The sequence below is a fragment of the Paraburkholderia bryophila genome (assembly GCF_003269035.1).
GTDB classification, from domain to species: domain Bacteria; phylum Pseudomonadota; class Gammaproteobacteria; order Burkholderiales; family Burkholderiaceae; genus Paraburkholderia; species Paraburkholderia bryophila.
Genome location: NZ_QLTK01000053.1, coordinates 1 through 20,099, shown reverse-complemented (window position 1 = coordinate 20,099; position 20,099 = coordinate 1). Strand labels below are relative to the sequence as shown.

Below are 20,099 nucleotides of genomic sequence, written 5' to 3'. Positions count from 1 at the left end.
TGCGATCTTCACCTTCTATGAATCGCTTCATCCGGTCACCCATGCTGAATGAGTTAATCCAGTTTAGGCGATCAGCGCGTTTTCACACAAGCTCGTCACAAAACGGCCGCTTGAAGACGGCAGCTACATGATTTCCGCGGAATTCGCGTGCTCCGATCCCCAATCGCCTTGCACCGGCTTAGCGCAAAGCGGCGTCAATCTTTTTAACACGATGGTCTCCGCTGCTGGAGACGGACGCTCATAGTCCGCCCACGAACGATTTGAGAGCGTTGTGTCCCTGGCCAACGGACCCACTCGGGAATATCACAAACGGGATAGATTCACGAAGTCGAAGGAGATCATCATGGCGAAAGTTAAAAGCTCCGATTCCCTCCGGGAATCTCCGGTAATGGCCCGAAGGCAAGTGCCTCGACGGGAACAGACATCAATTGGGAAAGTCGATCGGAATCCGGTTGAACTGCTGGAGATCAACAGTGCTGGAAGGATTGAGCGCCTCGTACCGTTGCGCTATGGCCGTATGATCGAATCGCCGTTCGCGTTCTATCGCGGCAGCGCGATCATCCAGGCACATGATCTGGCAGGAACACCTAACTCTGGTCTGACTCTACAGATATGTGGAGATTGCCACCTCGCGAACTTTGGCGGCTTCGCGACGCCTGAGCGCGCACTGCTGTTCGACCTGAATGACTTCGACGAAACCAGCCCCGGCCCCTGGGAATGGGATCTGAAGCGGCTGACCGCCAGTTTCGTGGTTGCGGCACGGCATCTGAACCATAAACGCGGCGTCGCGGAAGACCTGGTCCGAAAAGTCGTGTCCAGTTATCAGACGCGGATGGCCGGTTATGCCGAGATGGGTATTCTGGACATCTGGTACGAACGGATCACCTTCGACCGGTTGCTCGAAGAACTGACGCTGCCGGAGGCCCGCAAGCGCGTTCAGCGCGGCATGGAACGCGCGAGCAGTCGGACCAGCGAAGCACTGTTGCCCAAGCTCTCGGAGCACGTCGGCGAACGCTGGATCATCCGTGACGCGCCACCCGCGATCTTTCATCCGGGCACCGCCAATACACTCATCTCCAAAGAGGATGACTGGACATTGCGCGCCAAAACGCGCGACAGTGTCGATAAAGTTTACAACGACTACCTCTCAACACTTTCGTCAGACCGTCGTGAACTACTGAGCAACTTCACCTCACAGGACACCGCTTTCAAGGTAGTGGGCGTGGGCAGCGTAGGCACGCGGTGCCTGATCCATCTGATGGTCGACCGGCAAGGCAAGCCGCTTTTTCTGCAGGTCAAGCAGGCGAGTGAATCCGTGGTGGCGCGCTATTTCAAATCCCCCGCAATCGAGCACGAAGGACAACGCGTGGTCGAAGGACAACGACTAATGCAGGCGGCGAGCGACCCGTTTCTCGGCTGGACGAAGGGTGCTCTGGGTCGTCATTTCTATGTGCGTCAGTTGCGCGACATGAAGGTGTCCGCGTCGGTTGAACTGATGGACGCGCCTCTGCTCGGCGAATACGCTGCGTTATGCGGCTGGGTGTTGGCGCGGGCGCATGCGAAAGCCAGCGGCAAAGCGCGGGAGATCAGCGACTATATTGGCCGGGGCGATCCGATGGCCGACGCAATGGTGAAGTATTCGGATGGGTACGCCGATCAGGTAGAACGCGACTACGCGATATTTGTTGCTGCCTGCCGATCTGGACGGCTCGAAGCTCGGACCGACGTCGACATGGCTGCGGATTTTCGCGTTTGATAGCGATTGTTTTGGAGGGTGACGTTGTTCAAGGCGCCTGGGGGAAATGAATGTCCCCTTGCGGGTGGCGAGCGGTCGCTCGCGCGTTATTGGCGAGGGTCTGTGATTGGCCGAACTGGGCCCGATGACGACAAGCCCAGTTCGGCCCGTCGCCGCCCGTCAGCCGGTCTCACGGAACGTCAGCGCCTCACCCAATTGCGGCCGCTCACAATCGCGGGGTCGCATTACTTATTACCTGGCAGGCTGATTTGCCGCATGGGACGCGCATGCGGCGAGTTTCCACGAATCACTGCCGCAAGCGCGCCGGAGCGTGGCTGTCGTTGTCATGAGCACTAGGCGCGCGAGTTCCCCTCCGTCCTCGTCCCAAATAGCCTGATCAGTGCTTCATAGTCGACCGGCTTGGTCAGATGATGGTCGAACCCAGCCTCGGCCGATCTGAGGCGATCCGCTGGAAGTCCGTATCCTGTGACGGCGATCAGGATTACGTTTCGATTGGATCCGTGTTCACGTAGCCTTCTCGCGACCTCGTAACCGTCCATGTCAGGGAGTCCAATGTCGAGAAGTACGACGTCGGGGCTGAAAGTCGCCACCGCGCTCAGTCCCGAAGCGCCGTCCCGGCAGGTTTCGACCTGGTGCCCCGCATTCGCCAGAAGCATTGCCAGCGCTTCACTCGCGTCGGCGTTGTCATCAATGATGAGAATCCGCCTTGGAAGCGCCACAGCCGCGGCTGACTGCGAGTCGATCTGTTCCTCCGGGATCGCTCCCGGGTCAAGCGGCAGATCGACGATGAACTCACTGCCAGTCATGCCGTCGCTAATAGCCCGGACTGTGCCGCCGTGCAGCTCGACCAGCCGTCTCACCACGGACAGGCCAACACCCAGGCCATTCTGGCGCTGACCATCCGACGAGGGCCCCTGAACAAACATGTCGAAAAGACTCCCGAGCATCGAGGACGGGATGCCTCTTCCGTTGTCCTTGATGCTGAGCAAAAGCCGATGAGCCATTCGGGTCGCCTGCAACTGTACAGACCCACCGGACGCCGTGTACTTCGCCGCATTGATTACGATATTCTCGATAACCTGCGACAGGCGTGTGGGGTCCACGTTCAGCCAGATGGGTTCTTCCGGCAGTGAGACGGACAGCGTATGACGACGTTCATCAATGATCGGCTGGCAAACTTCGATGGCGCTCTGGACGATTGTTTTCAGCAGAACCGTCTGTCGATTCAACTCGATACTGCCACTTGTTATCCGGGCGATATCGAGCATGTCGTTCACGAGGAGCATCATCGCGCGCCCCTGCCTTTGTATGACGCCAGCGGCCCAGTCCTTCTGTGTGACTGCAGCCGTCTCCGACGCGAGCAGATTTCCTGCCGAAACCAGCGCGGCAAGCGGATTCCGCAACTCATGACCGAGCGTGGCCAGAAATTCGTTCTTTCGCCGGTCGGCGACCGCCAGTTGTTCGGCACGCTCGCGAAGGTAGGCATTGCTCACGCTGCGGTTGACGAGATCGCGCTCGGTTGATGCCACGGCAATCGCCTTGCCCCCGTCGTCCGTCAGAACCGATAGCGTAAGCCAGATATCGACCACTTGTCCGCCCTTCGTTACCCGTTGCGTCTCGTAGGAATGCAGCGCCTCGTTGTGCTCAGCATGGCGCACGAAATCGATATGATCCTGCCTTGCACCGCGCGGCATCAGATCGGAAACAGTCATGCGCAGCGCTTCTGTCTCGCTGTAGCCGTACATCGTGCTCGCAGCCTTATTCCAGGCAAGAAAGCGGCCTTTGAGGTCAAATACCGTCACCGCGTCGTTCGAATCCTGAACCACTGCGGCAAGGCGGCGGGCGTGCTCATCGGACAGCTTGAGATGGGTGATATCGGTCCAGGTCACGACGACGCCCGAAGGCGGCGTTCCGTGAACCGCTATGTAGGGCGTGATGCGGCGAACAAACCATTCTGCGGTCGCGGTTTCTATCTCCTTCTCGATTTGCTGATCCACGCCCATCAGTATCCGGTCGACCTCCGAGGACAAGGCGTTGCCGAGCGGGTTGCCGAGGACCTCTACGATCCTGCGTCCGATATCAGGCGGCGCAAGGCCCAAAATCCTCACTGCGCTGGGGGTAAACCGTTTAATCAGCCCCTGCCTGTCGAGCAGCAGCGTCGCGATTTCCGTGCTGGCCAGCAGATTGGTCACGTCCTCATTGAGGACCTCCAGCTGATGGACCTTCTGCTCAAGTTGAGCGTTGACGACATTCATCTGCTCATTGACCGCCTGCAGTTCCTCTTTGGAAGTTTCGAGCTCCTCGTTGGCGGAGCGCAGCTCCTCGTTCATAGAAAGGATTTCTTCGTTCGATACCCGCAATTCGCTATTGCTCTCCTCCAGTTCCTCGATTGTGCTGCCGAGCTCCACCTGCGTTGTGCGAAGCTCGCTCTCGAGGTGCCAGAGGTCAGAGTCAGCGCCAGAGGGCACCGTCAATGCAGGCCGTTCCGTCGTCGGCAACCTGGCGAAGATGACCAGCAATGCCTTGCCGGCATGCGTCGTATCGAACGGTCGCGTCGCCGTGATCTTGACCGCTGGCGCACCGCCGTCAGCGACGACTTCACTGACCGGCGAGCCTGCCTGATCCTGGATCGCCCGGCGCAATACGATCCGAAGTTTAAGGCGAAGGCCTTCGCGCGCCATGTCGAGAATGTTGCCGGTCGGTTCACCTGCGGGCTGCGTCAGGTATTCGTCCGTCGAGCCGCTCACATAGAGCACCTGGTGCGCAGAATTGATCAGCACCGAAGCGGCATGGTGCTCTTCGAGCAGCGTGGCGTTGACCAGTTCCGCGTAACCCTTGCTGCGGACACCGACACGGCTCGCCGGCGGGAATTCTTCTCGGCGTGCCGTTCTTGCAGAAAACCGGTAGCTAGTGGGCGCCGCCGCCACGATCGGACTGCGCTGGTAGATACGCCAGGCTCTCGAGACTTCCTGAAACTGGGTGGAATCGGGATCGGTACTTTCCGAACGCCCGAGAAACAGATAGCGCTTCGGATTGAGCGCGAAGTGGAATAGCTCGAACACCCGCTGCTGGGCTTCCGGTTCGAGGTAGATCAGCAGGTTCCGGCAACTGATCAGGTCGACCCGGGAAAACGGCGGGTCAGCAATCAGGTTCTGCGGAGTGAACAGAACCGTTTCGCGAAGTTCCTGCCGGATCTGGAATCCGTCGTTGTGAGACTGAAAGAACCGATCGAGCCGCGCCTCACCAACCGGTGACGCCACGCTGGCCGAATAGACGCCCTGACGTGCGTGCGCTAGCGCCACGCGGTTCACGTCAGACGCAAGGATCATGAACGATCGCGTCGCACGGCGCTTCTCGATTTCCTCGGTCATCAGCATGGCCATCGAATAGGCCTCTTCGCCCGTTGCGCAGCCCGGCACCCATAGGCGAATCGGCTGCTCGCTCTCTGGCTCCTCCAGAAGAGCGGTCACAACGCGTTCGGACAACGCAGTCCAGGCATCTGGGTCGCGGAAGAACTCTGTCACACCGATCATCATGTCCAAACTAAGCGCCTGAGCCTCCTCGGCCGAGGCTTTCAGGACGTCGCAATAGGCGTCCAGACTGTCGACCCGGTTGACCGCCATGCGACGGGCAATGCGACGCTGAAGCGTCCCCCGTTTGTAGCCCCTGAAGTCGGATCCGGCAGCGGCCAGCGCTCTGAGTACCGGCTCAAGATCAACCGGCTGCGGTAGATCGATGGCAGCTTGAGGCATCCCTCCCGTGGAACGTCTGATGTAGTCAAACAGTGCAGCCGGCATGTCTTCGACCGGGAGCACATAGTCCACCAGACCCGTTGCGATTGCGTGGCTGGGCATGGTGCCGTGTTCGGCCGTTTCCGGCGTCTGCGCCATCACCATACCGCCCTCGGCCTTGATCGCTCTAAGACCTGCTGAGCCGTCCGCGTTCGCGCCCGTAAGCACAATCCCGATGGCGCGATCATGCTGGTCAGCGGCCAGCGACGCAAAGAACGCGTCGATCGGCATGGGGATGGCTGGGCGATCGACGGCGGCCCGCAGTCGGAACGTGCTTTGCTCAATGACAACGAACACGTTCGGCGGGATGACATAGACGTGCCCCGCGCGCAGCATTTCCCCGTCCTCGATGGCTGACACAGGCAAATGCGTGTCTTTGGCCAGCAACCCCGGGAGGTGGCTCTCGGAACCCGGAGCCAGGTGCACCACGATCACGAAGGCAACGTCACCCGGAATTTCGGAAGCTGCCCTGAAAAACCGGCTCAGCGCATGAAGGCCGCCTGCCGACGCGCCAATCGCAATGATCCGGGGAGTGCGGGTCTGCCCGGGCGCAGTAAAGGAGTTCTTGGAATGATTCATGGCGCACCGCTGGAGACTGCTGGGACGCCAGTGTAGCGCCTATTAGATCGCCACCGACCGAACTTTCAGTGCGGAGGCACTTCACGCCCGATGGCGGACGTTGCATACGGACCACCCGTGCTGCGCGTGCATAGTGGCCATCGCACCGGACTGGCGATCGGTCGACGATAGCCATGACGAGGCGTTGCGCATCGGCTCCATGCACCCGGCGGCCACGCTGGGCGAAGAAGGCGGTTGGGTCGTCGAGCTTATCCCCGTGGATATCCACTGGTCCCGATGAGGGCTTGGACGCGTGTCTCAAATATGCGTTTGGGCTCTGTCCTCCTCAAACACCCTCACGGCTTCGTGAGTCATTGCCGCGATGCTACTTCTGCGCCGAGCGGCGACGCCTGTGATCGACCCGCACCTGCCCTTCGGAGTTTTCACACCGCCACGACCGCATCCGGAGTGCAACGGACGCTCGCCTCGCTGGTTTGATCGGCGAGTTACCGGCCATTGCCGCCATTGCGGCGGCTTGGGTTCTTCGTCACTATAGTGCTTTCAAAGCGGGTAAAAGCCGGTCGAACTCACGCTTCACTACGCCGTAACATTCGCACACTCGTGTTTCAAGTCCCGGCCTGTCCAATACCTCGATGTGCCCATGGCTGTAGCGAATCAGGCCTGCATCCTGCAATTTCAGCGCCGCCTCAGTTACACCGGATCGGCGCACGCCCAGCATATTCGCGATCAGTTCCTGCGTCATCTTCAGTTCGTTCGACGAGAGACGGTCGATACTGAGGAGCAGCCACCTGCACAACTGCTGGTCGATTGAATGATGTCGGTTACACACAGCAGTCTGCGCCATCTGGGTGATCAGCGCCTGCGTATAGCGGAGCAAAAGGCGCTGGACAGGACCAGCACGATGAAATTCGGCTTTCAGGATTTGAGCGTCCAGGCGATACGCGTTGCCTGCGCTTTGTACGACCGCCCGGCTGGGCGTGGTCTCACCTCCCATGAAAAGCGCGATGCCGATGAGTCCCTCGTTGCCGACGATCGCGATTTCGGCGGACGCACCGTCCTCCATCACATACAGCAGCGACACGATGCAGGTGGTAGGGAAATAAACGTAGTTCAGGCGATCGCCGGATTCGTAGACGACTTTGCCGAGTGGCATATCCACGGCTTCCAGATGAGGATACACACGATCCCACTCCAGGTCTGGCAACACCGCCAGTAGATGGTTTTCGTGTTGACGAGGATCTTGAGACATGCGGCACTCTCCGCAGCTCGCCCGGAACGACGCCAATTTCGCCGACGATTCCTTGACGGGTACATATGAATAGAAAGAAGAACGCTCCGGCACCTTTGCGGACTGTACCGCAGCGCGTCATCATGCGGTAATCGTCGCGCCAAGCAGAATCTGGCCGATGCACACCGGATTATAAGTCACGTCGAAATGACGGCGTCGATCTGCGGGCTCCGGCGTGACTGCGCGCTCCGCCACACCTGTCCATGCGCCTCGCACGAACGTCGACAATCAAATCGGCAAAAAAGACCGGGTTGCGATAAATACCGTAAGGTCTTATCAAGTCTGATGTTTGCGGTAAGCGTCAGAGGACCAGTGCCCGCCTGCTTCCAGCAAGGTCCCGTGGCGGCTCAACGCGGATCGTGCGTTTGAACATAGACAGATCTCTGTACGTTGACGTACCGCTTTCTCCCTCGCATGTGCGTATCGTCTCTCACATAGCCGACCAGCGGGAGATTCGGCTGTCGGTGCCGACAAACGAGTCACAGCGGATTGATAGCCATGCTGATGGTTTTCGACCAACCGTAAGCTTTACCGGCAACGGCAGCGGCGGCGGCCGGTGCGGCTGTCCATCTATTGAACGGGCGAGGCCATGGAAGACAGAATCATCTCAAGCATGACGCACGACGCTTACATGACAGTCAGCGACCGTATTGGCGATGGTTGGGTAGCGAGCGTGTGTGTCGTTCCGAAAGGCGCAGCAAAGAACAATGAACTCATCGTCAAACTCGACACATTCTTTGAATGTGAAGAGGTCGCATGGAAATCGGCCGAGACGCTTGCTCGCGCCGAACTCAACAATCTGAAATAGCGAAGGGCCGCGCATCCAGATCTTACTGTGAACTGCGCACGAGTTCACGGACTTTATAGTTTCCAAGGACCAATAACATGACTCCCTATGACGTCGTAATCGCGGTCTTCGATGACCATTGTAAAGCCGATGCTGCCGTGCGCAAGCTGATAGACGGCGGCTTCGATATGAAAAATTTCAGTGTCGTCGGCAAGGGCTATCACACCGAGGAAAAAATCGTCGGTCTCTACACGATCGGCGATCGTATGAAAATGTGGGGGAAGTACGGCGCGTTCTGGGGCGGCCTATGGGGCCTGCTGATGGGCGGCGTGTTTCTGACGATTCCGGTGCTCGGCCCGATCGTGGTGCTGGGCCATCTCGCCGTTGTCATCGTGTCGGCGGTCGAAGGCGCTGTTGTTGTCGGCACCCTCAGTGCTTTAGGCGCAACACTCGTCAATGCGGGACTGCCGAAGGAAAGCGTGGTCCACTACGAGGCCGCCATCAAAGCCGATGGATTCATCGTGATGGCCCACGGCACGCCGGATGAGATGGCGCGCGCAAAAGCCGTTCTCGTGACCCATCAACCGGCGCGTCTTGATTCGCACAAAGACGTCACACCTACCGAGCCCGCCACACCCGAAACTGCCTGAGGTGCCGGTACGGCCTCGCCGGCCACGAGGAGCCCCCCTTTCATGGATACACTCGCCCGCGCACCGGTCAAGCAGCCGATGCGCCCAAAGCTTTTGCAGGTAATGGGGCCCGGGCTCATCACCGGCGCTTCGGACGACGATCCGAGCGGTATTGCGACCTATTCGCAGGTCGGCGCGCAATTCGGCTATGGCCTCGCGTGGACACTCCTATTCAGCTATCCGTTGATGACCGCGATCCAGGAAATCAGCGCGCGCATCGGACGGGTCACTGGCAGCGGCATCGCAGGCAATCTGCGTGAGCACTATCCGCGCTGGCTTTCGACCAGCGTAGTCGGATTGCTGCTCGTGGCGAACATCATCAATCTGGGTGCGGACCTCGGCGCGATGGGTGCGGCGCTCAAGCTACTGATCTCGGGTCCCGCACTACTTTATGTGTGCGGATTCGGGCTGCTGTCGGTGGTGCTGGAAGTGTTCACGCGCTATGCACGCTACGTGTCGGTTCTCAAATGGCTGTGCCTGTCGCTGTTTAGCTATGTGATCTGCGCCTTTGCCGTCAAAGTGCCATGGGCTCAGGTGGGCTGGGCTGTCTTAGTGCCGCCGCTATCTATCGAGCCGGATTACCTCGTCGCCGTCGTCGCAGTCATGGGCACGACAATCAGCCCCTATCTGTTTTTCTGGCAGGCGGAACAGGAAGTCGAAGACGGAAAAGAACGACCCGGCGCGCATCCGTTGACCCACGCGCCATGGGAAGCGCCCACGGAGTTCGCGCGGATTCGCATCGACACTTACCTCGGCATGGCCCTCTCAAATGTAATCGCGTTCTTCATCGTCGTGACGACGGCGACGACTTTGCATGCGCACGGGGTCATTGATATTCAGACTTCGGCTCAGGCAGCGGAAGCGCTGCGTGCCATCGCAGGACCATTCACATTCGTTGTGTTCGCGGCCGGCATTATCGGCACCGGTTTGCTCACACTGCCTGTATTGGCCGGATCAGGTGCCTATGCTGTGGGCGAATTGTTCGCATGGCAAGTGGGCCTTGCGCGTCTGCCGTCGCAGGCGAAAGCGTTCTACGGCGTGATCGCCGTGGCGACGGCAATCGGTGCCGGCCTGAACTTCACATCAATCGATCCGGTCAAGGCGCTCTACTGGAGTGCAGTCCTCAATGGCATCGTCGCGGTGCCCGTGATGATCGTCATGATGCATCTCTCGATGCGTACCCGCATCATGTCCGGCTTTACGCTGCCGCCAGCACTACGTGTCCTCGGCTGGGTTGCTACCGGCACGATGGCGGCAACAGTCCTGGCAATGGGTGTCACCTGGCTCACGTGAGACGCTGTGCATGTCCTTCGGAATGGCGATGTCGAGCGTCCGCTGCGCGGCAATCCCAGCACATCGTCATAGTCCTGGTATTTCATTTCGAAACTCCAGGAGAGAGGCCGCGCGCGCATCTACTTCAGCGGTATCGCGGCGGGAGGAACAGACGGTGCGTCATGAACGGTCGCCCAGTCGCTGCGGCGCACGTGATGAATAATCAACGGAATGCCCGCGAACACGATGATCCCGAGAACGACCAGCCCCGTGTAAAGCCCGGGCGAGCCGACCGGCAACTGGTCCGGCGGGAAGAACGACACGATAAAACTGAACAGCACCCCTGCAAAGCCAACGCCGGCCGTCAGCCACATACCGGCTATGCCGCCAGGCACCGTGAACGGTCGCGGCAAAGCGCGTGCGGAATAGCGCAACCTGATCGCCGCCGCGTACATCAACATGTAGGCAATCAGGTAAAGCGAAATCGTCATGGCGGAGATCAGGAAGAACGCCACCGAAACATCCCGGATCACAAAGTAGAAGCAGGAAATGACGGTGACGATCAGACCTTGCACCAGCAGAATATGAGTGGGCATGCCCTTGCGATTCTTTGCCTGAAGGATTGGCGGCAACTCGCCCTCATGTGCGGTCTCGAGCAAGCCGCGCGATGGACTGCCGAGCCAGGCCAGCACCCCACTGATTGCCCCCACGCCGACCAGCAACGACAATACGGACACAGCCCAGCCCATATGCCAGACGTCCGCAAGCACGGCACCGAATGCGTCGAACACTCCGGATTGCAGCGAGATCTTTTCCTACGGCAAGATTGCCGCGATCGGCAAGGCGCCGAGAGCGAAGATCAGTACCGAAATCAGCGCGCCCAGTCCGATGGCCGCCGGATAACCGCGACTCGGGCTGCGCATGTCGATCACATGAACCGCTTGCACCTCGACACCGGCGAACAGCAAGACGATGCCGGCAAGAAACGAAATCGTGCCAAAGCCGTGAATCGCGGGCCAGAATCGGGCATGCCCATCTTGCGACAGCGCGGTATCGTTCAGATGTTGCCATCCAAGTGGATGCCCGCTGCTGATCCAGTAGCCGAGCAGCGCGAGCAGCACGATGCCCGGCACGATGGTGCCGATCACGAAGGTCCAGTTGGCGATTCTCGCGAAAACTTCGACGCCTTGCAGCACGACCCATGTCGCGAGCCAGTACGCGACGATGCAGAAAATCCCGACGTAGACGCCGTTCTTCGCCAGTTCCGGCCGGCCGATCGTGTACGCGAGCGCCGCAGCGCCGAAGGTCAGCGCGACCGGAAACCATACGACGTTCTGAATCCATTGCAGCCAGATCGCGAGAAAGCCCCAGCGTGTGCCGAACGCTTCGGCGACCCACGTATAGATGCCACCTCGCCGGTCCGCAAACGCGCCGCCCAGTTCGGCCGAAATCAGCGACGCGGGGATCAGATAGAAAACGACAGTAAAAGCGAGATAGACGAACATCGTCATCTCCTCCTTCGCCAGCAACGGAAGTCCACGCAAACTGGTGACAACCGCGGCAGCCGTCATCAGGCCGATCGACGTGACGCTCAGATAGTTGCCGCGCTTTGCGGCGTTTGCGGCGGGTGGCGATGCAGCGGTCGTAACGGTGTTGTCCATTTCATGCGCTCCTGTGAAGATGCCACATCAATCGTGATGGAAGGTAGGGCCGGCGGTCGAATGCGGCACGGGATTCTTCGTCAGATGCGCGACAGCGTGCCTGATGTCCGTGAGCAGCATCTCCGCCATGTCGCGGGTCACGCCACGCCGGATCAACACGCGTTGCACGATGGTGTCCTCGCGCCCTGCTGGCAGCTCGTACGAGGCGATCTGCCAGCCGCGCATGCGAACCTGGTCGGACAGATCGAACAGCGTGAAGCCCGCTGTTTCGGGATGCTTCAGCTTGTAGCAAACGGCCGGCAACGCGCCGCGCCCGTCGTAGATCATCTCCAGCGCGTCGATCTTCGCCAGTCCATCGGCCAGCGCCTGCGCGGTATCGGCGCACTCCTGCTGGATGTGCCGATAGCCCTCGCGGCCCAGGCGTAGCAGCATGTAGTACTGCGCGATGATCTGCCCGGCCGGCCGGGAGAAATTGAGTGCGAACGTCGGCATGTCGCCGCCCAGATAGTCGACGCGGAAGATCAGTTCGTCGGGCAGGTCCTGTGTACTGCGCCAGACGACCCAACCGACCCCGAGCGGCGCGAGCCCGTATTTATGACCCGACGCATTGATCGATTTGACGCGCGGAACGCTGAAGTCCCATTCGAGGTCCGGCTGGATGAACGGTGCGACGAACCCGCCACTAGCGGCATCGACGTGAATCGGAATATCGAGCCCGACGTTGGCTTGCAACGCGTCGAGCGCGCCCGCCAGCGCCTTCACCGGCTCGTAGACGCAGGTGAACGTAATGCCGAGCGTGGCGACTACGCCGATCGTGTTCTCGTCGCAGTACTGGGCCAGATCCTCCGGCCTCAGGCCGGTCGCGTTGCCGCTGAGCGGCACCTGACGCATCTCGACGTCGAAGTAGCGGGCGAACTTCGCCCAGCACACCTGCACCGGTCCGCAGACGAAGTTCGGCTTGTCGGTCGGTTTGCCCTCCGCTTCCCTACGCTTTTTCCACTGCCACTTGAGCGCGAGACCGCCGAGCATACACGCCTCGCTCGAACCCGTCGTCGAACAGCCGGTGGTCTTCCACGACTTCGTGGCATGCCACAGATCGGCGAGCATATGCACGCAGCGCATTTCAATTTCGGCGGTTTGCGGGTATTCGTCCTTGTCGATCATGTTCTTGTCGATCGACAGATCCATCAGGCGGCGCACTTCATCGTCGGCATAAGTGGTGCAAAACGTCGCGACGTTCTGCCGCGAGTTGCCGTCCATGAATAATTCGTCGCGCACCAGATCGAATACGGCGCGGCGGTCGGACGATGTCTCCGGAATCCGGTACTTCGGGAGCGAAGAGCCGGAGATCGTCGCGGCGTATTCATCAGCGACGGCGTCGGGCGTGGATGGCGGAGACTTGAGAAAGGTCATGACGTGACACTCCAGACTTGAAATGAGCGCGACAGGTACATAACCGAGTACCTGAGCGATTGGATTGGCGATATTCGGCAGACGGAGGAGCTTCCCTATTCACGGTGCGCGCAGGACCAGTCGAAGTCGGTACGGTGCCGTACCGCACAGCGGCATTCCAGGCGATCCGTTCGTTGCATTACGCCGCTATTGAGCGCAAGGTAGTGCTATTCACTGTGCTGTTTCCGATTGTCTGTTACGCCGTCGATATCCAGGCGGAGCCCAGCGGAATAAACCGTTCGTCAAGGAGCCCGTCATCATGATCATCCCCACTGCGACATACAACGGACACGAGTTACGTGCCTACGCCAGCCAGCAGTTTCCGCCTTTCGACGATCCGTATGCCAAGGGTGCACGGCGTTTTTCCTCGGTGGTGCGAATCGATACGATCCCGTCGAACGAAGCGGGTGCGCGACGCTATTCGACCGTCTTCGACGCAGCGAGCCCCGCCACCTTCCACGACGCGATCGACCTTGCCATGCAGTTCGGCAAGGACATCGTCGACGGCAAGGTTCAGGCAGCGGCGCTCTGAGCGCACGCCATTCAATCCCGCGACGGCCGCCGCCGTCCGAATGAATTCTTCGAGGCCAGTATGTATAAACGTATTCTGGTAGCGATCGACGGCAGCGAGACGTCTGAACATGCGTTCGACAGTGCGCTGCAACTCGCCCACGACAACGACGCTCAGTTGCAGCCGCTCTATGTCGTCGACAACCCATTGATGGCATATGACGCGTCCGGCTACGATCCGACGATCCTGCGTGATGCCTTCGTTGAAGAAGGCCAGCGACTGCTGGCGGATGCACTGGCGCGGATGAAGCGCGAGAGCGTGGCGGGCGTGCCACGGATCGTCGACGTCGCACCGATCGGCGAGGACATCTCCGAGCGTATCCGCATTTCCGCTAACGAATTCAATGCGGACCTGCTGGTGCTCGGCACGCACGGGCGGCGAGGTTTCAAGCGTCTGTTTCTAGGCAGCGTGGCCGAACGCGTCGTGCGCAGCGCAAGCCTTCCCGTGTTGCTGGTGCCGAGCCGGCAAGCGCAAAACAGTGTCGTGGACACCGCCAGACACGGACATGCCGATGTCGCCGCGGCAGTGTACGAATCGCCCCGCTAACCGCGCCCCATGCATCACTGCGCGCTAGGCCGCGATGATCACCTTGAGCGCGCGCGTGTCGGCCGCGCGCGCAAAGGGTCGTACGCATCGAGGATATGCCCGAATGTAAAGCGATGGGTAATCAGAAGCGTCGGATCAAGCTTGCGGGAGCGCAACGTTTCCAGCAGCATTGGCATACTTGCGGTATCGACCAGTCGCGTGGTGATCGTGATATTCCGGTCCCAAAGGTGTTCCAGATGCAGATCCACCTTCACGCCGTGCACACCGACGTTAGCAATCGTCCCGCCCGGCGCGACGATCGCCTCGCACAATTCAAAAGTTGCGGGTAGGCCGACCGCTTCGATGGCAGTATCGACGCCACGTCCGGAGGTGAGTTTCATGATCGCCTTCGCCGCATTGCCATCCGCGCTGTTGATCACCACGGTCGCACCGAAACGCTTCGCAGTCTCCAGCCTGTTGTCGTCCAGATCGACCATGATGATTTCGGCGGGAGAATAGAAGCGTGCCGTGAGCAATGCCGCGAGCCCGATCGGCCCGCTGCCGACAATAGCCACCGTACTGCCCGGCTGCACCTTCCCGTTGAGCACGCCGCACTCGAAGCCCGTCGGCAGGATATCGCTCAGCATCACCAGTGCTTCTTCGTCGGCGTCGTCGGGAATCCGGTAGAGACTGGTATCCGCGTGCGGAATCCGCACGAACTCGGCCTGCGTACCGTCGATCTTGTTGCCGAGAACCCAGCCGCCGCTTACGCAATGGGAATACGTCTGCTTGCGGCAATACTCGCACTTCCCGCACGAGCTGATGCAGGAGATGAGCACGCGTTCCCCCGGTTTGAACGCAGTAACGCCTGAACCGACCTGATCGATCACGCCGGTGCCTTCATGGCCCAGCACGCGTCCGGGCTGGCAGGTCGCGACGTCGCCCTTGAGAATATGGAGGTCCGTGCCGCAAATCGTAGTCTTTCTGATCTTGACGATGGCGTCGGTAGGCGTCTTGATCTCCGGTTTGGGCCGTTCTTCGACAGCTTTCTTGCCAGGACCAAGATAAATAAGTGCTTTCATTGTCGGTAACTCCGGTGGTTCTAGATCGGTCCCTACGCAGCGACGCATGGATGCTCGGGTAATTGAACTGGCGCACGGCCTCCTGCGGCGTGCTGAAGGTTCGGTCATGCGCGAATTCACGCACGACAACTCCGGCTGGCGCGGCAACGCTCATGCCGATCAGACAGCCGAATTCAGCGCCGCTTTCGCGTGCGACAGCGGTGACGGTCCAGCCGGCGCCGTCCACTTTTCCCGACACGTTCATGACGTTTGGCCTCGCGCATATTCAACGCGGTTAGTGTCCGACACCCGCAATTCGTGAACCGGCGCCCAGAACTCTTCATGCACGGCGCACTGTGCACCGCAGGCTCGCCGACAAGTCGGGCGGTGTGCTTCAGTGCTGCTCAGACCGTTATCGATTGCTACATGCGGCTGGCTTGCCGCTTCAATGATCGGCGGGAGCGTTACCGCATCCGTCACACTGACTCTCGAGGGCAGAAACAGTCCGCTGCCGGCACCGCTTGCGAAGATCAGAGCGCCACAGCATGCCGGCTAGGTATCCGTGGATCGCCGACCGGGAGAATGACCCGCCCGTGCACTTCGTTGATCACATCGGCAGCGGACAGATAGAACGCGAGCGCTGCAGTGACGAGCCCCATATAGCCGCCCGCCATTCGCACCAGACCTGAACCCGTCCACTCTCCTCCAGCCAGCAAGCCGAAGGTGATCCATAGCGCCAGAAAAATGAACTGCAGCGCGCGCGGCGAGCGAAAGGTGGCAAGCCACATGTAGAACGTGAAGACACCCCAGAGGAACAGATACCAGCCGACGAACGCGGGCGGCACCTTGTCGTGTAAAAAGAGCACGAACAGTGCAAACGACCACCAGAACGCGCCATAACTGAGAAAGGCTGTCGCGCCGAAGGTATTGCCGCGCGGCAATTCCATTAAGCCAGCAATGGCCTGCGCGGTCCCACCATAAGCAAGCGCACAGGCAAGCACGAGACCCATCGACTCGCCTGAAAACCAGCCGGCGTTGATCATGCTCAGCAGCCACGTCGTCATTGCGAAGCCGGCAAGCCCCAGTGGCGCGGGGTTCGCAAGCGTGGTTCGGATCGGTGCGCTGGCCATGGCCTGCCCCTAAAAATAACAAACGTGCTAGCAATCTCGCGGCCTTCGAACTATCACCCCAACTGATCGAGAATCGCCGGATTTTCCAGCGTGGATACGTCCTGCGTGATTTCTTCTCCTGCCGCCAGCGAGCGCAGCAAGCGGCGCATGATCTTGCCCGAACGCGTTTTCGGCAAATTCTCGCCGAAGCGGATCTCTTTTGGTTTCGCGATCGGCCCGATCTCTTTGCCGACCCAATTGCGCAATTCGGCCGCGATCCTGGTCGCCGGATCGCCAGTGGGCCGCTCGCCCTTCAACACCACGAATGCGATGACAACTTCGCCAGTCGTCTCGTCTGCACGGCCGACGACCGCGGCTTCCGCCACCAGCGGGTGCGCGACGAGTGCCGACTCGATCTCCATCGTGCCGAGCCGGTGGCCTGATACGTTGAGCACATCATCGATACGGCCGGTAATCGTGAAGTAGCCGGTGTCCTCGTCACGCACCGCGCCGTCGCCGGCGAGGTACAGCTTACCGCCAAGCTCTTCAGGGAAATAACTCTTCCTGTAGCGCTCCGGATCGCCCCAGACGCCGCGCAGCATCGACGGCCAAGGCCGTTTGACGACGAGAATGCCGCCCTGCCCGTTCGGCACGTCCTGCCCGGTTTCGTCGACAACCGCGGCCATGATGCCCGGCAGCGGCAAGCTGCACGAACCCGGCACCAATGGCGTGGCGCCCGGCATCGGCGCGATCATGTGGCCACCCGTTTCGGTTTGCCACCAGGTGTCGATGACAGGGCAATGGCTATGGCCGACGTGTTCGTAGAACCACGTCCACGCGGCCGGGTTGATCGGCTCGCCGACTGTGCCGAGCAAACGCAACGTCGATAGGTCGTAACGGTCTGGATGAACCTGTGGATCGGATTCGGCCAGTTTGATCAGCGAGCGGATCGCGGTCGGCGCGGTATAGAACACCGTCACGCGATGTTTCGCGATCATCTCCCAGAAGCGGCCGGCGTTTGGGTAAGTGGGCACGCCTTCAAACACGACCTGGGTCGCGCCGATCGCCGTCGGACCGTAGGCAATATAACTGTGGCCGGTAATCCAGCCAATGTCGGCCGTACACCAGAATACGTCGGTGCGCTTTGCGTCGAAGGTCCACTTCATAGTCTGGGCGGCCCACATCAGGAAGCCGCCCGTGCTGTGCTGTACGCCCTTCGGCACACCCGTAGAGCCGGACGTATAAAGAATGAAGAGCGGATGTTCCGCAGCCACCCATTCCGGTTCACACGTGTCTGCTGCGGCTTGCGTGAGCTCGTGCATCCACAGGTCGCGCCCTTCGTGCCACGCCACCTTGCCGCCCGTGCGCCGATAGACAATAACGCTTTTCACCGCTTCGCAGCCACCCAGCGCAAGGGCCTCGTCCGCGATGCTCTTTAACGGCAGCGCCTTGCCGCCGCGCATCTGTTCATCGCAGGTGACCAGCGCGATCGCGCCCACGTTGACGATCCGCTCATTGAGCGACTTCGACGAAAAACCGCCGAACACGACGGAATGCGTCGCGCCAATGCGCGCGCACGCCTGCATCGCCACGATGCCTTCAATCGACATCGGCATGTAGATCACCACGCGGTCGCCTTTCATCACGCCGCGCGCTCGCAAAGCGTTGGCAAAGCGGCTCACTCGTTCGAGCAATTGCTGGTAGGTGACGTGCGTGACGGCGCCGTCATCGGCTTCGAAGATCACCGCAACATGCTCACCGTTGCCGGCTTCGACGTGACGATCGATGCAGTTGTAGGACGCATTGAGGGTGCCGTCGTTGAACCATTCATAGAACGGCGCGCGCGATTCATCGAGAACCGTGGAAAACGGCTTTTTCCAATCGAGCGTCTCGCGCGCCAGGCGCGCCCAGAATCCGGCGTAATCGCGTTCAGCCTCGGCGACCAACGCGCGGTAAGCATCCATGCCGGAGATCGCCGCGTAAGTCGCTACACTCGCATGCGGAAGGAAGGCCTGCGGCTCCTCCAGAATCGAATCGGTGGTTGACATTGTGTCTCCCTTGCACGCTTTCATGCGCGCTTGACAGGTGCTTCCCAGTTACTGACGGAGCCCCTGCTGCGCCGTGCGTGACGATGCGATCTGCGGAATCGGTCCGGTGATAAGACATAAAGGGCTTGCATCAACGATGCTCGCGCAACGGCGGGAAGTCGGTACGGTGGCGTACCGGCGGGAAAGTGCGATGGGTATACAGTCAATAGGCGGGTCGCGCTCAGCGCCCCCTTCTTCTGGAACCGTCATGCAATCGCAACTCAGAGTTGCACCACGTACGACTGGCAAAGTGAGCGAGTATGCTCTGTCGCGCGAGGCTCAAGCACTCGTGCTAAAACAGGCGGATATCGCACGGGCGGAATCACGGCGCGTCAATGACGCGCTCATTGATACCAATGCAAGCAAGTGGCGCTATTCAACGACGTTAGTGAAGGGTTGATGCATCGATGTCGGAGTTTTATACCCCAAGAGATTTAGACATCCTACATGGGAGGAATGTGTCGCATCATCAGCTTGAAAAAGATCTCACACATCTTGAACGCGTAGTCCCCCAACTTGTCGCGGATAGCGCGTTAGGACTGGTCTATTGGCACCGCCGTATCGCAGTGCTAAAAACGGAGCAGACGTTGCTTCCAGATGGTGCCCGACGCGTGATGCGCCTACTCTCGATTCTTGATCAGATCAAAAAGAAGTCGCCTTACACGTAGGGGTAGCGTGAGCCGCTTTACGAGGCTCGTGGAATTTTGCTGCCGGCACAAGTCGAGCATCTCCATTCATTTATCGTCGAGCACTTCGACGAGATGCCAGTCGCCGTCGTCGGCCACTCGGTTGGTGGTGCCATCGCGATGTTGATTGCCCATGCTTATCCTGAATGTGTCCGGCGAATCGTCAACATAGAAGGCAACTTCACGCTTGACGATGCTTTCTGGTCCGCATCGGTAGGCCGCATGGGCGCCTCAGATGCGGAGACGATGCTGGCCGGCTTTCGAGCCGATCCGCTCGCATGGATTCGAGACGCAGTCAACGACCCAACGGCGGAAATGACCCGCGTCGCTGCCCGCTGGCTTGAGCACCAGCCAGCGTCAACTCTTCGCGCGATGGGGCAGTCAGTCGTCGCAACAACCGGTAGCCCTGACTATCCCGCAGCTTTGCGCAAGGTCTTCAAACGTCATCCCGTGTATCTGATCGCGGGCGAGCGCTCCCGGAATGCCTGGAACACGCCAGATTATGCGTGGGCAGAATGCGCGGGATATAAAGTCATCGAAAACAGTGGCCACTTGATGATGCTCGAACAACCAACCGCATTCGCCGAAGCGCTGAAATCGTGCCTCGGTGAAGAGATTGTTGAAGATCTCCGGTATGAGGCGGAGTGACCGCTCATGACCCGGTCACTGCCTGACGGCGATAGGTGCCCGCGGTAGAGTCGAGATGTGGCGCGGTGGCAGTAGGTTCGGTTTGTCTGTTGCCGCCCCTTTCGTCTGGCGGTGCCCGAGTAACCTCGCCCTAACTC

The 20,099-nt window shown here is 60.0% G+C and carries 12 protein-coding genes and 3 pseudogenes; 8 read left to right on the top strand and 7 right to left on the bottom strand.

The features are described 5' to 3' along the window. Positions 1-343: 343 nt before the first annotated feature. Positions 344-1,756, top strand: coding sequence for a DUF2252 domain-containing protein (locus tag BX591_RS35225; protein ID WP_111935914.1), 1,413 nt, complete (start codon positions 344-346; stop codon positions 1,754-1,756). Between the two features lie 332 nt (positions 1,757-2,088). Here BX591_RS35225 and BX591_RS35220 read toward each other — a convergent pair whose 3' ends face one another. Then, positions 2,089-6,126, bottom strand: coding sequence for a chemotaxis protein CheB (locus BX591_RS35220; protein ID WP_111935913.1), 4,038 nt, complete (start codon positions 6,124-6,126; stop codon positions 2,089-2,091). 529 nt (positions 6,127-6,655) lie between these two features. Further along, entirely contained in the window at positions 6,656-7,375 is a 720-nt protein-coding gene (locus BX591_RS35210; protein ID WP_111935911.1) for a Crp/Fnr family transcriptional regulator, read from the bottom strand. 628 nt (positions 7,376-8,003) lie between these two features. On the opposite strand from BX591_RS35210, the gene BX591_RS35205 reads away from it, so the two are divergent. The 3 genes from BX591_RS35205 (at position 8,004) to BX591_RS35195 (ending at position 10,183) form a co-directional block, all read left to right on the top strand. Beyond that, positions 8,004-8,222 carry a hypothetical protein gene (locus BX591_RS35205; RefSeq protein WP_146749859.1) on the top strand — a complete coding sequence of 73 codons (219 nt, stop codon included), beginning with the start codon at positions 8,004-8,006 and terminating at the stop codon, positions 8,220-8,222. Between the two features lie 77 nt (positions 8,223-8,299). Continuing rightward, complete coding sequence (locus BX591_RS35200) at positions 8,300-8,851, top strand: general stress protein (protein WP_111935909.1); 552 nt, start codon at positions 8,300-8,302, stop codon at positions 8,849-8,851. Positions 8,852-8,893: 42 nt separating this feature from the next. Further along, entirely contained in the window at positions 8,894-10,183 is a 1,290-nt protein-coding gene (locus tag BX591_RS35195) for an NRAMP family divalent metal transporter (protein WP_111935908.1), read from the top strand. 119 nt (positions 10,184-10,302) lie between these two features. On the opposite strand, the pseudogene BX591_RS35190 reads toward BX591_RS35195, so the two are convergent. Both BX591_RS35190 and gad read right to left on the bottom strand, forming a co-directional pair. Next, positions 10,303-11,823 (bottom strand): annotated as a pseudogene (locus tag BX591_RS35190) (amino acid permease). Between the two features lie 27 nt (positions 11,824-11,850). Further along, complete coding sequence (gad, locus tag BX591_RS35185) at positions 11,851-13,236, bottom strand: glutamate decarboxylase (RefSeq protein ID WP_111935907.1); 1,386 nt, start codon at positions 13,234-13,236, stop codon at positions 11,851-11,853. 298 nt (positions 13,237-13,534) lie between these two features. On the opposite strand from gad, the gene BX591_RS35180 reads away from it, so the two are divergent. Then, the gene (locus BX591_RS35180; protein ID WP_111935906.1) at positions 13,535-13,807 is read left to right on the top strand and encodes a hypothetical protein; all 273 of its coding nucleotides are present in this window, start codon (positions 13,535-13,537) and stop codon (positions 13,805-13,807) included. A 60-nt stretch (positions 13,808-13,867) separates the two neighbouring features. Next, complete coding sequence (locus BX591_RS35175; protein WP_111935905.1) at positions 13,868-14,392, top strand: universal stress protein; 525 nt, start codon at positions 13,868-13,870, stop codon at positions 14,390-14,392. Between the two features lie 24 nt (positions 14,393-14,416). On the opposite strand, the pseudogene BX591_RS35170 reads toward BX591_RS35175, so the two are convergent. The 3 genes and pseudogenes from BX591_RS35170 to acs form a co-directional block, all read right to left on the bottom strand. Further along, positions 14,417-15,453: pseudogene (locus tag BX591_RS35170) on the bottom strand (zinc-dependent alcohol dehydrogenase family protein). A 509-nt stretch (positions 15,454-15,962) separates the two neighbouring features. Further along, positions 15,963-16,562, bottom strand: a complete 600-nt coding sequence (locus tag BX591_RS35165; protein ID WP_111935904.1) for an acetate uptake transporter — start codon at positions 16,560-16,562, stop codon at positions 15,963-15,965. Between the two features lie 53 nt (positions 16,563-16,615). Then, complete coding sequence (acs, locus tag BX591_RS35160) at positions 16,616-18,589, bottom strand: acetate--CoA ligase (RefSeq protein ID WP_111935903.1); 1,974 nt, start codon at positions 18,587-18,589, stop codon at positions 16,616-16,618. Between the two features lie 247 nt (positions 18,590-18,836). Between acs and BX591_RS35155 the strand changes: the two genes are divergently transcribed. After that, a complete protein-coding gene (locus BX591_RS35155) occupies positions 18,837-19,028 on the top strand; it encodes a hypothetical protein (protein WP_111935902.1) in 192 nt (63 codons plus the stop codon). A 301-nt stretch (positions 19,029-19,329) separates the two neighbouring features. Beyond that, a pseudogene (locus BX591_RS35145) lies at positions 19,330-19,962 on the top strand (alpha/beta fold hydrolase); the annotation flags it as partial. Positions 19,963-20,099: the final 137 nt, after the last annotated feature.